Source organism: Parasphingomonas frigoris (assembly GCF_036663815.1).
GTDB lineage: Bacteria > Pseudomonadota > Alphaproteobacteria > Sphingomonadales > Sphingomonadaceae > Sphingomonas.
In genome coordinates, this window is the sequence record NZ_JAXOJQ010000001.1 from 954900 (window position 1) to 970311 (window position 15412).

9 protein-coding genes are annotated in these 15412 nt (G+C 68.2%); 3 read left to right on the forward strand and 6 right to left on the reverse strand.

Going from position 1 to position 15412, the window contains the following annotated elements:
• The first annotated feature begins 72 nt into the window (after positions 1 to 72).
• Both U1872_RS04450 and galA read left to right on the forward strand, forming a co-directional pair.
• Positions 73 to 810 (forward strand): GntR family transcriptional regulator, encoded by a 738-nt coding sequence (locus U1872_RS04450; protein ID WP_332791645.1) that lies wholly within the window; start codon positions 73 to 75, stop codon positions 808 to 810.
• A gap of 20 nt (positions 811 to 830) precedes the next feature.
• A complete protein-coding gene (gene galA, locus U1872_RS04455; protein ID WP_332791646.1) occupies positions 831 to 3737 on the forward strand; it encodes a beta-galactosidase GalA in 2907 nt (968 codons plus the stop codon).
• Between the two features lies 1 nt (position 3738).
• On the opposite strand, the gene nagE is transcribed toward galA, so the two are convergent.
• From nagE to U1872_RS04485, 6 genes are read right to left on the reverse strand one after another with little or no spacing between them, the layout of a single operon-like run.
• A complete protein-coding gene (nagE, locus tag U1872_RS04460) occupies positions 3739 to 5448 on the reverse strand; it encodes an N-acetylglucosamine-specific PTS transporter subunit IIBC (protein WP_332791647.1) in 1710 nt (569 codons plus the stop codon).
• Positions 5445 to 7940, reverse strand: a complete 2496-nt coding sequence (gene ptsP, locus U1872_RS04465; protein ID WP_332791648.1) for a phosphoenolpyruvate--protein phosphotransferase — start codon at positions 7938 to 7940, stop codon at positions 5445 to 5447. Before ptsP ends, nagE begins: the two co-directional genes overlap by 4 nt.
• 27 nt (positions 7941 to 7967) lie before the next feature.
• Positions 7968 to 9125 (reverse strand): N-acetylglucosamine-6-phosphate deacetylase, encoded by a 1158-nt coding sequence (gene nagA / locus U1872_RS04470; protein ID WP_332791649.1) that lies wholly within the window; start codon positions 9123 to 9125, stop codon positions 7968 to 7970.
• Positions 9122 to 10156 (reverse strand): SIS domain-containing protein, encoded by a 1035-nt coding sequence (locus tag U1872_RS04475; protein ID WP_332791650.1) that lies wholly within the window; start codon positions 10154 to 10156, stop codon positions 9122 to 9124. Before U1872_RS04475 ends, nagA begins: the two co-directional genes overlap by 4 nt.
• Positions 10157 to 10206: 50 nt before the next feature.
• A complete protein-coding gene (locus tag U1872_RS04480) occupies positions 10207 to 10962 on the reverse strand; it encodes a copper homeostasis protein CutC (protein ID WP_332791651.1) in 756 nt (251 codons plus the stop codon).
• A gap of 10 nt (positions 10963 to 10972) precedes the next feature.
• Positions 10973 to 11980, reverse strand: a complete 1008-nt coding sequence (locus U1872_RS04485) for a glycosylasparaginase (protein ID WP_332791652.1) — start codon at positions 11978 to 11980, stop codon at positions 10973 to 10975.
• Between the two features lie 173 nt (positions 11981 to 12153).
• On the opposite strand from U1872_RS04485, the gene U1872_RS04490 reads away from it, so the two are divergent.
• Complete coding sequence (locus tag U1872_RS04490) at positions 12154 to 15216, forward strand: TonB-dependent receptor domain-containing protein (RefSeq protein ID WP_332791653.1); 3063 nt, start codon at positions 12154 to 12156, stop codon at positions 15214 to 15216.
• Positions 15217 to 15412 lie beyond the last annotated feature (196 nt).

The following is a 15412-nucleotide window of genomic DNA, read 5'->3' on the forward strand; positions in this document are numbered from 1 at the left end:
AGGCTCGCCTCTACGCCTGCGCCGCGGCCCGTCACGCAGGCGGGGGCCGGCACGGGGCATGAGGGACGGACTTTGGAATTTTCGCAACAGATCGGCCATTTCCGCAAGGGCAATCCCGCGCCGCTCTACCTCCAGCTGCAGCATCTCATCCGCGAAGCGATCGGCCAGGACCTGTTGGCGCAAGGCGACGCGATCCCCGCCGAGCGCGATCTCGCCACCGAATATGCGATCTCGCGCATCACCGTGCGCAAGGCGATCGGCGGGTTGGTCGAAGAGGGATTGCTCACGCGCCGACGTGGCGCGGGCACTTTCGTCACCGGCCGCGTCGAGAAGAACTTCTCAAAACTGTCGTCTTTCTCCGAGGACATGGCGGCGCGCGGCAAGACCGCCTCGACCAATTGGATCAGCCGCGCCGCCGGCACCGTCGATCCCGAGGAAGCGATGTCGCTCGGCCTGTCGCCCGGTACGCCGGTCTATCGCTTCCACCGCATCCGGCTTGCCGACGACCAGCCGATGGCGCTCGAATTCTCGACCATCGCCGGCTATTGCCTGCCCAATATCGGTGCGGTCGAGGATTCGCTCTACACCGCGCTGGAAAAGGCCGGCAGCCGCCCGGTGCGCGCGTTGCAGCGGCTGCGCGCCGTGCCGTTCGGCACGGAACATGCGCGGATGCTCGGTGTCGATCCAGGGCAACCCGGTCTTCTGATCGAGCGCCGCGGGTTCCTCAAGGACGGCCGCGCCGCAGAATTCACTCGCTCTTACTATCGCGGCGACGCCTATGATTTCGTCGCCGAACTGTCCGACATCTGAGCCACGCGCGCACCGCCCGTATGAACCGTCGCCAACTCCTGCTCGGCAGCGCCGCCGGGGTCGCGAGCGCTGGCCTTCCCGCCACCGCCTTCGCGCGCTTGCCGGTGCTCGGTGCCGCGGGTGCGCTGCCGATGCCGGCGCCGGGCACGTCGCTGCCCGATCTGCTGCCAAACCCCGATCCGAGCCGCATCCGGCTCGAACGCGGCTGGCGCTTCCATGAGGGCGATGTCGCCGCGCCGCCGCTGACGACGCACGAGGCGACCTATCTCAGCGTCAAGGCCGGCAATGCGCAGGGCGCCGCGGCGATGGCGTATGACGATTCGGACTGGCCCGCCGTGCGGCTCCCCCACGACTGGGCGGCCGCACAGCCGTTCCTCGCGAGCGCCAACATCTCGCAAGGCTATCGCGCGCGTGGGATCGGATGGTACCGCCGCACCCTGACGCTCGCGCCCGGGGATCGCGGCAAGCGGATCGAGCTGCACTTCGACGGCATCGCGACGCACGCGACGATCTGGGTCAATGGCAGCGTCGTCGCGCATAGCTGGTCGGGCTATAGCAGCGTGATCATCGACATGACGCCGTTCGCGCGCTTCGGCGACGAGGAGAATGTGATCGCGGTGCGCGTCGACGCCGACGCGATGGAAGGCTGGTGGTACGAGGGCGCCGGCATCTACCGCCATGCCTGGCTGGTGCGCCGCGCCGCCGTGGCGATCGCCACCGATGGCGTCCATGCCGATCCGCGGCGCACCGATGGCGATCGCTGGCAGCTTCCGGTCGCGGTCTCGCTCGACAGCGTTGCGGCAGACACCGCGGCGGTCACGGTCGAAGTCCAGCTGCTCGATGCGGCCGGCGCGACGGTCGCGCAGGCATCGGCAGACACATCGGTCGCGCCGCTCGACACCGACAGCGCCGCGCTCACGCTCAATGTCGTCGCCCCTTCTTTGTGGTCGGTGGAGCAGCCGCAACTCTACACCCTCCATGTCCGGCTCCGCCAAAATGGCCTGATGCTGGACGAACGCCGCATCGCGATCGGCTTCCGCAGCATCCGCTTCGATCCCGACCGCGGCTTCTTCCTCAACGATCGGTCGGTCAAACTCAAAGGCGTCTGCCTCCACCAGGACCATGCCGGCGTCGGTGTGGCCGTGCCCGATACGCTGCTGCGCTGGCGGCTCGGGCGGCTGAAGGCGATGGGCTGCAATGCAATCCGCTGCTCGCACGGCGCCCCCGCCGCCGAACTGCTCGATCTCGCCGACCGGATGGGCTTCCTAGTGATGGACGAGAACCGCCTGTTCAATCCTGCCCCCGACTATCTCGCGCAGCTCGAATGGCTGGTGCGGCGCGACCGCAACCATCCCAGCGTCATCCTGTGGTCGGTGTTCAACGAGGAGCCGATGCAGGCGAGCGAGGCCGGGGTGGCGATGCTGCGCCGCATGGTCCACGCCGTGCGCGCGCTCGACGACAGCCGGCCCGTCACCGCCGCGCTGAACGGGTCGTTTTTCGATCCCGTCACGGTGGCGAACGTCGTCGATGTCACCGGCTTCAATTATTATCAGGACGATTACGACCGCTATCACAAGCGCTTCCCCACGCGCGCTATGACGAGCTCCGAGGACACCAGCGCCTATGAGACGCGCGGCGCCTTCGCCGACGATCCCGCCGCGCATGTCGCCTCATCCTACGATGTCGCCGCCGCGAGCTGGGGCGACACGCATCGTGGATCGTGGAAGAAGATCGCCGATCGGCCCTTCGTCGCCGGCGGCTTCACCTGGACCGGGTTCGATTATCACGGCGAGCCCACGCCGTTCAGCTGGCCGACGATCAGCAGCGTGTTCGGTATCATGGATCTGTGCGGCTTTCCCAAGACCGCGTTCGACATCCATCGCGCGGTGTGGGTCGACGATGCACCGGTGGTCAGCCTGACCCCGCACTGGAGCTGGCCGGGCCGCGAGGGCAATCCGATCGCGGTGCTCGTGATGAGCAATGCCGAGCAGGTGACGCTTACGCTCAACGGCCTCGCTCTCGGCACGCAAGCGGTCGATCGGCTGATGGGCAATAGCTGGACGGTGCCGTATGCGCCCGGCCGGATCGAAGTCGTCGCGCGCCGCGCCGGGCGGATCGTCGCGCGCGCGGCGCACGAGACGGTCGGGCCGCCGGTCGCGCTGCGGCTCACCCCGGCGCGCAGCGTGATGGCGGGCGATGGCGAGGATGCGCAGCCGATCACGATCGACGCGGTCGATGCGCGCGGACGGCATGTCCCGACCGCCAATCTTGCGGTGCAACTTGCGGTGTCGGGTGCGGCGATCATCGGGCTCGGTAATGGCGACCCCAACTGCCACGAGCCCGAGCAGTCCGCCGCGCATGCCGGCGCACGATCGCTGTTCAACGGGCTGGCGCAGCTGATCGTCCGCGGCGATGTCGGGCGCGGGCGGGTGCTGGTCGAGGCACGCGCCGACGGCCTGAAGCCCGCGCGGCTGTCGATAGACCGCCTCGCCATCGCGCCACCGCCGCAAGTCGCGGTGACGGTCCGCGTGCAGCGGATCTCTCAGTGGCGTCGCTCGATGCGCTTTTCGGACCGCCCATCGCCCGATCTGGCGCCTACAGATGGTGATAATAACAGCTGGGCGTTCGTCCGCGCAGGCACGCCGACCCCGCCCGATACGGCCGGCGGCTGGCAGCTCTATCGCGCGACGGTCGAGCCATGGCGCGCGGTGGCGGCCGGCGGCGGCACATTGCGCTTCGCGTCCGTCGCCGGGCGCGCCGAGCTGTGGATCGACGGGCAGCGCGTCGCTGAGAAGGGCCCGGGAACCGCTGCGCTCACGGGGCAGATGCCCGCAGGCGCGGGGCGGCGACATATCGTGCTGCTGGTCCAGGCCGAGCGTGACACCGCATCGGGTCTGCTCGGCCCGGTGACGCTCGCCGCCGATTAGGTCAGCCGACCACCAGCGCGGCCAGTGCGGTCTCATCGCCAAGCAGATGCACGAGCCCGGGCGCCGGTCGCGCGATCCCGTGCCGCCCAAGCGCGCCGAGCGCCGCAGCATTCGCCGCTGCGTCGTCGCGCAGTGCGATCCGCAACCGGCCATGATGCCGTGAACAGCCAGCGACATTGCCCGCACCGCCGAGCGCCGCGATCAAGCGCTCGGACAGCACCAGCGGCGCTGCCGCTTGCGCCACCGGCGTCGCCACAGCGATGTCGCCCATCGCCAGCGCATCGCGGATCTCGACCGCCACCAGATCGGCGATCGGGCCCAGCACGACTTGCAGCGCGGTCGCAGAGGGGCGGATCACCCCACGCGCGCCCAGCGCCTTCAACGCCGCCTCGTCGACCGCGGCCTGATCGCGCACCACCAGCCGCAGGCGCGTCGTGCAGGCGCTGACCGTGGTGAGGTTCGCGCTACCGCCGAGCGCCTGCGCAAACGCGCCGCCGCGCCCCCCCGCAGCCACAGGCCGCGCACTGACTGCCGTATCGAGCCGTGGCTCGCGCCCCGGCGTCGGCAAGTCGAAGCGCCGGATGAAGAAGCGGAACAGCCCGTAATAGAGCAGGAAATACACCGCCCCGACCGGCAACAGCAGCAGCGGCCGCGTCGCCTTGCCGTAATTGAGCACATAATCGAGCAACCCGGCCGAGAAACCGAAGCCGAGTTTCACGCCGAGCAGATCCATCACCGCCATCGACAGCCCGGTGAGCAGCGCGTGGAGGACGTACAGCACCGGCGCGAGGAACATGAAGCTGAACTCGATCGGCTCGGTCACCCCGGTCAACGCCGAGGTCAGCGCCAGGCTGAACAGCATCCCGCCGACGGCCTTGCGCCGGTCGGGCGCGGCGGCGTGATACATTGCCAGACACGCGGCGGGCAGCCCGAACATCATCACCGGGAAGAACCCCGCCATGAAGCTCCCCGCGCTCGGGTCGCCTGCGAAGAAGCGCCGCAAATCGCCGGTCGTGCCATGCCAGTCGCCGACGACGAACCAGGCGACGTTGTTAAGGACGTGGTGCAGCCCGGTCACCAGCAGCAGCCGGTTCAGCACGCCGAACGCGAACACGCCGGGCGCCCCGGCGCTGGTCGCGGCAAAACTCAGCGCGTCGATCCCGCCGCTGATCGTCTGGAAGCCGAAGCCGACCACCATCGCCAGCGCTAGCCCGGCGAGCCCCGCCACGATCGGCACGAAACGGCGCCCACCGAAGAAAGCGAGATATTCGGGCAGCTTGATCGTCGCGAACCGATTGTAGAACAGGCCACCCACCAGCCCCGAGAGAATGCCGATCGGAACGTCGAGCCGCGCCATCACCTTGGCCTTCCACGCCGTGACCGCGAGATCGATCGACGCGCCGGTGAACCCGGCGGCGGCCTCTGGCGGGATGGTCAGCAAGGTCTTGCCCGCCTCGGTCGTCACCAGGAAGCAGGTCACGCCGGCGAGGCATGCCGCGCCATTGCCGTCGCGCGCAAAACCGGTCGCCACGCCGATCGCGAACAGCAGGCCGAGATGCTCGAAGATCGCCTGCCCCGCCGCGCCGACGAACGGCAGGCCGTGGAGATCGGGCTGGCCGAGCCGCAGCAGGAGCCCGGCAATCGGCAGAACGGCGATCGGCAGCATCAGCGCCCGACCGAGTGGCTGGAGCGCGCCGAGGATCGATTTCATGCGGGCATCTCCTGGGGGGCGAAGGCGCGCGCCAAGGCGCGGACGTGATCGGCCGAACTGCACTCAAGCGCCTGCGCCGCGTGGGTGCGGCATGCGGCGAGCGTGAGGCCGGCGACCAGCGCCTTGATCGTCGGAATCATCCCCGGCGTAGCGGACAATTCGGTCACGCCGAGCCCGAGCAGGATCGGCACCGTGAGCGGATCGGAGGCGAGCCCGCCGCACACCCCGGTCCAGCGCGCATGGCGCGCGCCACCCCGACACGTCTCGCCGATCAGCCGCAGGACGGCGGGGTGGAGCCCGTCGAGCGCACTCGCAACCGCCGGATTGGCGCGGTCCATCGCCAGCGTATATTGCGTCAGGTCGTTGGTGCCGATCGACAGGAAATCCGCCTCGCGCGCGAGCAGGTCGGCGGTGATTGCCGCCGCCGGGGTTTCGACCATGATACCCAGCGCAACGGGCTCGGTGATCCCCAGTTCATGGCAGAGCCGGTCGACCACGCCACGCACCACGCGGAGCTCCTCAATCCGCGCCACCATCGGCAGCATGATCCGGCACTGGCCGATCGGCCGCACCGCCAGGATCGCGCGCAGCTGGTCTTCGAGCAGGTCGGGATGCGCCAATCCGACGCGGATACCGCGCAGGCCGAGCGCCGGATTCTCCTCGGGCGCGATCGACAGATAGGGCGCGGGCTTGTCGCCGCCGATGTCGAGCAACCGCACGATCAAGGGCCGCCCCTCGAGCGCATCGGCGATCGCCTGATACTCGGCGGTCTGTTCGGACACGCTCGGCGGCGTTGCGCGCTCGAGGAACAGGAATTCGGTGCGCAGCAACCCGCAGCCTTCGGCGCCGTTCGCCACTGCCGGAGCGGCCTCGGCGCGATTGCCGAGGTTGGCGACCACTTCGATCCGGACGCCATCGGCGGTGTGGCACAGCGTATGCGCACGCGCGAGCGCGTCGGCGCGACGCGTCGCGGCAACGGCCTGTGCCCGTTCCGCTTCGGCGACGTGCTCGGCCGAGGGTGCGGTGTGCAACAGGCCGGCCGAGGCATCGAGGATCACGCGCGTGCCCTCGGCCACGCCCTGCAAACCCGCACCGATCGCGACCAGCGCGGGCACGCCGGTCGCCGCAGCGAGGATCGCGACATGCGAGGTCGGCCCGCCCTTGGCCACGCACAGACCGGCCAGCCCCGCGCCGGCCGCCAGAAAGTCGGAGGGCATCAGATCGTCGGCAAGCAGGATCGTCCCGGCGGGGTATTCGACCATGCCCGACTCAGCCCCGGCGAGCCGGGCCAGCAATTGTCGTTCAAGATCGAGCAAATCATCGGCGCGCTCGGCGAGGCGGGGATCGCCGCCGCGGCGCAATGCGTCGGCCTGCGGCCGGATCGCGCTGCGCCACGCATGGCCGGCGCTTTCGCCGCGCGCGATCCCGGCGTGTGTCGCATCGAGCAACGCCGGGTCGCCAAGTAGCGCGGCATGCGCGTCAAGAATGGCGCGCGCCGCGCCGCTCGCCGCGACCGACCGATCGGCGATCTCGCCGGTCAGCGCGGCATGTGCGGCGCGGAATGCGGCTTCCTCGGCAGCAATACCGACGCCTTCGACGGCAACCTCGCGGTCGATCGCACGGTGATGCCGCACCGTCCCGATGGCGATGCCGGGCGCCGCAGTGACACCGGCCAGCGCACCGTCGGGCACGTCGCGGGGCATGACCACGGCCGGCGCCGACGGTGCCGCTACCGGCTCATCCATCCCACTCTCGATAAGGCCGACCAGCGCATCGAGCGCCGCCAGCGAATCCTGCCCGCTCGCGATCAGCCGCACGGTGTCACCCTGCGCGATGGCGAGCGCGAGCAGCGCGGTCGGGCTCGTGGCCTGAGCCCGCTGCCCGTCTTTCTCGAGTGTAATAGTCGCCGCGAAACTGCGCGCGAGCATCGCGATCCGTCCAGCGGGGCGCGCGTGAATGCCGTGCGGCAGCGCGATCTGGAGCAGGCGCATCTCGGTCGGCCCCGCCATATCCGCAAGTGGCGCCGCGTCACCGCCGCCGCTCAACGTCATCAACGGCGCACCGACTTCGATCAGGCCGATATCGGCGTTGCGCTCGACCGTGATCCCGGCGCCCTCGACGAGCAGGATCGGCGTCACCACCGCGCGCGCCTCGCGCACCAGCAGGTCGAGATCGAAGTCGATCAGCGGATCGCCCTCGGCGACCACATCGCCGACCGCGACATGCGGGGTAAAGCCGCGCCCGCCCAGCGCTACGCTGTCGATCCCGAGATGGATCAAGATCTGCGCGCCGTTATCGGCTTCCAGCGTCACCGCATGGTGCGTCGCCTGCAAGCCGACGATGCGCCCGGCGCACGGCGCGAACAGGCAAGAGCCGGTCGGATCGATCGCGATCCCATCGCCGAGCATCCGGCCGGCGAACACCGCGTCGGGAACGTCCTCCAGCGCGGTGACCCAGCCTTGCAGCGGTGCGGACAGCAGGATCGGCGCCATGGTCTCTCCTAGAACGGTGAATCGCGGTCAGGCCGAAACGGGTTCGCGCGGCGCGTGTGCAGCGGTCTCGCCGGCGATCACCGTCGCCACCGCGTGGAAGTCGGCATCGAGTTGCACCCAATCGGCGCGCCGCCCGGTGGCGATCGTGCCGCGTTCGCGCGACAGGCCGAGGAACGCCGACGGATTGGTCGCCGCCATCGCTGCGGCCTGTTCCGCGGGCACGCCGAGACGCCTTACCGTGTTGCGCACCGCGCCCGCCATATCGAGGTCCGATCCGGCGAGCGTACCGTCGGCGCCGACGCAACGTCCACCCTCGACGTGGATCTCGCGCCCTTGCAGCACGAAGCTCTTGGACGCCGCGTTGACGCACGGCATCGCGTCGGACACCAGCATCATCCGGTCGCCCGGCCGCGCGCGCAGCGCGATCCGCAGCACGGCATCGTCGACATGGAAGCCGTCCACGATCAGCCCGCAATACACTTCGCTGTCGTCGAGCGCGGCACCGACCACGCCCGGCGCGCGGTGGACGAGCGGGGACATCGCGTTGAACAGATGGGTCACCCCGGTCACCCCGGCGGCGAACCCGGTGGTCGCCTCGGCATAGGTCGCGTCGCTATGCCCCAGGCTGACCAGCACGCCGGCCCGCGCCAGCGCGGTAATGCGCTCGGCCGGCGCGAGCTCGGGCGCGAGCGTCACCATCACCTGCCCGCGCCGCGGCGCGAGCAGCAAGTCCATCAGCGCATCGTCGAGCGCACCGAAATGCTTGGGATCGTGGATCCCCTTGCGCGCGATATTGATCACCGGCCCTTCAATATGCGTGCCGAGCACGCCGGGCACGCCGGCGACGATCGCCGCATCGGTCGCTTCGAGCGCCTGCGCGATCGCTTCGTGCGTGTCGCTGATCAGCGTCGGCAGGAATGCGGTGGTGCCGAACGGGCGATGCGCGTCGCCGATCGCGGCGATGCCCTCGACGCTCAGCGCATCGTTGAACAGCACCCCGCCGCCGCCGTTGACCTGCGTGTCGACGAAGCCGGGCATCAGCCAACCACCGTCGAGATCGATCGCACCAGGACCGGCGCGGTCGACGATCGCGACGATGACACCGCCCTCGACGTCGACCATCGCGTCGCGGAGCACTCCGCGCGACGTGACGATATGACCGTTGACGAACGAATGCGAGCTCATAGCGTAATGGTTACCTTGCTGAGGTGGCTTGGCGCGTCGGGATCATAGCCGCGCGCCCGCGCGAGCGCATCGACCATGCGATAGCAGCGCTGGATCATCAGGATCGGCTCGATTGCGGGATGGCCGTGCAGCGCTGGCGCCGCGGCGGCATCGCACAGCGCGACGTTCGCGCCGCGCGCGGCAAATTCGGCCGCGACCGCCCGGACGTCATCGCCCGCCCGGTCGGATGTGGCGAAGGCCAGGATCGGGAACCCCGCGCCGACGATTGCCATTGGACCGTGCCGCACTTCTGCCGCGCTGAACGCCTCGGCGTGCAGCCCGCAGGTTTCCTTGAGCTTGAGCGCAGCCTCCTGCGCGATGCCGAGCCCCAGCCCGCGACCGATCACGAACAGGTTGGTCGCTGGCCGCAGCATCGCCACGGCCTCCGCCCAGTCGAGCGTCCAGGCGTGCGACAGCGTCTCCGGAAGCCGCGCGACCGCGTCCTGCAACGCCGCATCCTCGCGCCACGCCGCCACCAGAGCGGCGAGCGCGGCAAGCGCGGAGATATACGATTTGGTCGCCGCGACAGACCGCTCGACCCAGGCCGATAGCGGCACCAGCGTATCCGCCATTTTGGCGAGCGGCGAGTCGACATCGTTGACCAGCGCCACGACGTGGCCGCCGGCTGCCTGCTGTGCCGCCACAGTGGTCAACAGGTCAGTGCTCCGCCCGCTCTGCGAGATCGCGATGCACAGCGCCCGCCCCGCCGCCGCCGGCGCGTGATAGACCGAGGCGACCGAGGGTGCGGCCGAGGCAACGGGCACGCCGAGATAGGTCTCGATCAGATATTTGCCGTAGGTCGCGGCATGGTCGGACGAGCCGCGCGCGCACGTCACCACGACCGCCGGCGGCGCAGCGCGCAGCCGCGCGCCGAGCGCGGCAAAGGTCGCTGCATTGGCCGAGAGCATCCGCGCGACGGCGTTGCCCGCGTCGGCGGCTTCCTGGAACATCAAAGTAACGCCCGCAGGCGGTGGAGAATTGGTTTCGTGCATGGCCGATCCATCTGCAAGGCCAGGCTGGATAGGTTGTATATTGGTATTACTCAAGGGGCGGACCGTAACTTTTCCGCGAGCGCCGAGACCTGCGCGACATCGGTGTCGCCTGCTTGCGGACCAAGGAAGCCGAAGCGGCGTTCGGGGAGGTCCTCGACGACATCGTAGAGCGTACGCGCCGAGGCGTGGATTTCGCGGATTCCGGTGGCGAGGATCGCCGGCACGACAGCGGGCGTAACCCCGCTCCCGGCGAGCAAGATTATCCGCCCGGCCGCTCGCATATGCAGTGCGGCGAGCGTCGCCACGCCGTCGATCGCGCGCGGCGCGCAGCCCGAAGTGAGAATCCGCTCGAACCCCAGCGCGATCGCTTGCTCGAGCGCCGCCGCCGGATCAGGCACCAGATCGAACGCGCGATGCAGTGTGAGCGATAGCGGTACGCCCCGCGCCGCGCCAAGCGCGCGAGCCTGTGCGATCCACTTCGCCAGCACGGTCGTATCGAGGCGATAGTCGGGGGTCGACGCGCCGATCACCACCCCCGCAAGCCCGGCCTCGGCAGCATCGCGAATATCATCGGCAATCAGCGCCTGCTCGGCCGGACCATAGACGAACCCGCCCGCACGCGGCCGCGCCAGGAGATGCGCCGGCAAGGGCGCCTCCGCAGCCGCACGGATCAGCGAGCCTGGCGGTGTGAGCCCCCCTACCGAAAGCGCCGCGCACAGTTCGATCCGATCAGCACCACCCGCGATCGACGCGCCGATCCCGGCGACGGTCTCGACGCACACTTCGAGCATGACCCGGTCCTTCACCCTTTGCAGCCTAAGCCTGGAACAGCGACGCCGCTTTGTGGATCACCGTATGTCCGGCCACGTCGGTCACGGCATAGGTGAACCCCGGCAGCAAACAAAAGGCCCCAACATTCCCGCGCGGATCGAGCGCGAGGAATCCGACCTGCACGCCGCGGATCGCGGCGCCGCGCATCGTCGCGATGTGGCGTACCACTTCCTCGCATGCCGCTTGCGGCGAGCGCCCCGCGCGCATCGAGGCGATCACGCGCGCACTGCCCGCGACACGGGTCACTTCTTCGCCGAGACCCGTCGACGTCGCGCCGCCGACGCCCGCCTCGACGAACAGCCCGCTACCGACCTGCGGCGAATCGCCGACTCGCCCGCGCATCTTGAATGCCATGCCCGAGGTGGTGCAGGCGCCCGCCAGCCGGCCACGCGCATCGCGCGCGAGCAAGCCGATCGTGTCATGATCGAGCGCCCCGCCGGGCGTATGGAAGGGCGCATTCTCGCTGTTCGCCTGCGGGCTATAATGCGCGGTCTTGAGCCACTCTCGCCACGCCTTCTCGGATTCGGGGGTCAGCAGCGTCTGTTGCGGAAAACCCTGATCCTTGGCGAAGCGCGTCGCGCCGGCGCCGACCAGCAGCGTGTGCGGCGTCTTCTCCATCACCCGTCGCGCGACCGAAATGGCGTGCATCGTATCCTCGAGCGCGGCGACCGCGCCGACTTGCCCGGTGTCGTCCATGATGACCGCGTCGAGCGTCACATGCCCGTCACGGTCGGGATAGCCGCTATAGCCGACCGAGTGATTGTTGGGGTCGGCCTCGGGCACCATCGCACCCGCCTCGACCGCATCGAGCAGCGAGCCGCCACTCCGCAGCCGCGCGAACGCCGCGTCATTGGCGGCGGCGCCAAAATCCCAGGTCGACACGACCTGCGCGCCCGCTGGCGCACCGGCGCCGGTCGCAGCCAGAGCCTTCGCGGCCGGCACGGCGCCTGCCGCGGCGCCAAGCATCGCGAGCAGCGATCTTCTACTGGTCATTTCATCCCCTGCCTCTGTCGGAACGTGGCGATCATGACACATGCGGCACAAATGTCAAAAGAGGTTCGCTCTGGTATCATTTAGGTATTGACCGTCGCGAAAATTGAATAGAACCTATGAGCAGGATGGGGGCACGCCAAATGCGGCCCGCAGCGCGAATTAGGGGAAATTGCATGATGTTTCGACATTCCGTATCGTTGGGCGCACTCGGAGCGGCGCTCGCCTTTGCTACCCCCGCGTTCGCGCAGCAGGCCCCGGTCGATCCGACATCTAGCGCAGACCAGGCATCGGCGACCCGCGCCGCGGCAATCACCGGCCAGACCGCGCCACAAGAGACCGGCGCCGACATCATGGTCACCGGCACGCGCATTCCCTCGCGCCCCAACATCGCCTCCGCCGCGCCGATCACGTCGGTGACCTCCGCCGACATCAAGGCGCAGTCGCCAAGCAACATCGAGGAAGTGCTCAACCGCCTCCCGCAGATCGCGCCCGACAGTCAGCAGAACTATCAGGATTCGGACGGTCGCCAGCGGATCAAGCTGCGCAGCCTCGGTTTCGAGCGCACGCTGGTGCTGGTCGACGGCAAGCGGCTCGGCACGCAGAACGGCGAAGACGCCGGCATCATCCCGGTCTCGCTGATCGAGCGCGTCGACGTGCTGACCGGCGGCGCCTCGTCGGTCTATGGCTCGGACGCGGTCGCGGGCGTGGTCAACTTCATCCTCAAGCCCGACTTCAAGGGTATTCGGGTCGACGCCAACTACAATTTCTACAACCATATCAACCGCACCAACATCGTCACCCAGCAGGCGCAGAAAAACGGCTTTCCGTACAACACCGGCATGGTCACCGATGGCGGCCGCGCCGACGTGACGTTGACCGCCGGCACCGCCTTGTTCGACGACAAGCTCAAGGTCTCGGGCTTCGTCAACTACAAGCACGCCGATCTGGTACCCTATGGCAATCGTTCGACCTCGGCGTGCCAGCTCATCCAGACCGGCAAGGACGGCCCGCTCAGCTGCTCGCTGTCGAGCTATTCTAAGAGCGGCTATATCTCGCCGCGCTCGGGCGCGAACAACGGCACCGCCTATATCAACAATCCCGATGGCTCGCGGACCTTCGTGCCCTATGGCCCGGGCCCCAACAACGCCGCGAACCCATATGACAATTACTCGTATCAGCGCGCCGACGAGCGCGTGAATGCCGGCGGCTTCGCGTCGCTCAAGCTGTCGCCCGAGATCGAGCTGTACGGTTCGGGCCTGTGGTTCCGCGACAAGTCGACCAACAACGTGCCGGCGCGCGTGTTCGCCTACACCAGCTATGGCTCGACGCCGTATCAGGTGAACTGCAACAACCCGTATCTGTCGGGCTCTCAGGCAACTGCGCTGTGCGGCGCCGCGGCGGGCACCAGCGCGATGGTCCCGCTCGAAATTCGCTATCGTCTCAACGCACCCGACTTGGTCGACACCTATATCAACACTGGCGTCCGCGCGACGGGCGGCGTCCGCGGCAAGATCGGTACGGCGTGGACCTATGATGTCGGTGGCGTCTACGCGCGCAACCAGCAGGACTGGATGCCGGCAACGCTGCCGAGCTTCGATCGCATCAACCAGGCGCTCAACGTCGTCAACGTCGGCGGCACGCCGACCTGCGCGGTTGGCGCGGCGGCCGGCTGCGTTCCGTTCGACGCGTTCAGCGCGGGCAACGCCAACCAGGCGTTCGTCAACTTCATCTCGGGTGGCGTCGCTCCCGAAAAGCAGCGCACGGTCAATACCCTGACCAACGTGCTCGCCAACGTGACCGGCGACCTTGGCAAATACGGCATCATCTCGCCCTTCGCCGAGCAGGGCCTCGCCTTCGCGGCAGGCGTCGAATATCGCGAGGACCGCCTGACCTCGGTCGGCAACGCGGCGTTCCGCGCCGATTATGGTGGGTCGGATTCGAACCTGAGCCAGCATGTCTGGGAAGGCAATATCGAGCTCCAGGCGCCGCTCGTCCAGCACAAGCCCTTCATCGAGCAGTTGCAGGTCAATGGCGGCTTCCGCCTGTCGAAGTACAATACCAATCCCGACAAATTCAACACCTGGAAGCTCGAGGGTCTCTATTCGCCGGTCCGCGATATCGTCCTGCGGGCCTCGTTCAACAAGGCGCAGCGCGCTCCGACGGTGACCGAGACCTATCAGGCGACCAACATCAACTTCAGCAAGCAGGGCGGCTCGCAGAACGATTTCTGCGCCCCCGTCCCGCGCCTGATCGCCGATCCGGCCAACCCCGGCCAGACGATCACCACCACTGCGCCGCTCGCGTCGCAGGCGGTGTGCCGCGCGACCGGCCTGTCCGACGCGATGTATGGTAGCGCGCTGCTGCTGTGCCCGGACAACCAGTGCACCGTGCGGTCGGGCGGCTTCACCGCTGCCCCCGAGACTGCTTACACACAGACCTATGGCATCATACTCAAGCCGAGCTTCATTCCTGGCCTGGTGCTGTCGGTCGATCGCTACCGGATCAAGATCAACAACTCGCTCGGCTACAATGACGACAGCTATTACACCGATGGCTGCATGCGCTCGAATGGCGACCCGTTCTTCTGCTCGGGGATCGTCCGTGCCGCCAACGGGACGTTGTACGCGACCGCCAACACCAACCCGACTAGCGGCTTCATCCGCGCCGGCACGACCAATTATTACTTCTCGATCTCGCGCGGCTATGATTTCCAGGGACAGTATGGCGTGCGTCTGGGCTCGGTCGGCAAGCTCGACATGAGCTTCAACGGCTCGCTCACCACCTTTGCCGGTGGCCAGGATTCGCCGCTGCAGCCGCAGCGCAACTGCGCGGGCTATTATGGCAATGGCTGCAGCCAGCTGCTGCCGAAGTGGAGCCACGGGCTGCGCACGACCTACACGACGCCCAACGGCGTGTTCAATGCCTCGTTCAACTGGCGCTATGTGGGTTCATTGACGAGTGCCAACAATTCAGGCGATCCTGCAATCGGCGGCACGCCCGACCGCGCGCAGACGACCTTCTATCGGATCGCTCCAATCAGCTATTTCGATCTTGCGCTGACCTTCAACATCGCCAAGCGCTACAGCCTGCGTCTCATCTCGAACAACCTGCTCGACAAGTCGGCGCCGATCCTGCCAAATTCGTACGACATCAGCCTCGCGCGCAGCAACACCATCCCGGCGCGTTACGACAGCCTGGGCCGCAACATCGCAATCGGCTTCACCGCCAACTTCTGACGCATGCGTGTAGGGGCGTCGGAGCGCCCCTACGCTTTCCAAGCTTGCCTCCAGAGAAAGCGGCCCAGCGTGCCCCGCATCGGGCAACCGGGCGAGCGCCGTTCGACGGCGATCCCGATGCGCTACGGCGCCAGATGATGATCTGGCCGCCGTTGACCGGTCGGGCGACGGGCTTACTGTAACCCCATGGTTGTTC

Excerpts from the sequence above, each read along its gene's own strand:
- galA (WP_332791646.1), top strand. The coding sequence starts at position 831 with ATGAACCGTCGCCAACTCCTGCTCGGCAGCGCCGCCGGGGTCGCGAGC.
- ptsP (WP_332791648.1), bottom strand. The coding sequence starts at position 7,940 with ATGGCGCCGATCCTGCTGTCCGCACCGCTGCAAGGCTGGGTCACCGCG.
- U1872_RS04485 (WP_332791652.1), bottom strand. The coding sequence starts at position 11,980 with ATGACCAGTAGAAGATCGCTGCTCGCGATGCTTGGCGCCGCGGCAGGC.
- nagA (WP_332791649.1), bottom strand. The coding sequence starts at position 9,125 with ATGAGCTCGCATTCGTTCGTCAACGGTCATATCGTCACGTCGCGCGGA.
- U1872_RS04490 (WP_332791653.1), top strand. The coding sequence starts at position 12,154 with ATGATGTTTCGACATTCCGTATCGTTGGGCGCACTCGGAGCGGCGCTC.
- nagE (WP_332791647.1), bottom strand. The coding sequence starts at position 5,448 with ATGAAATCGATCCTCGGCGCGCTCCAGCCACTCGGTCGGGCGCTGATG.
- U1872_RS04475 (WP_332791650.1), bottom strand. The coding sequence starts at position 10,156 with ATGCACGAAACCAATTCTCCACCGCCTGCGGGCGTTACTTTGATGTTC.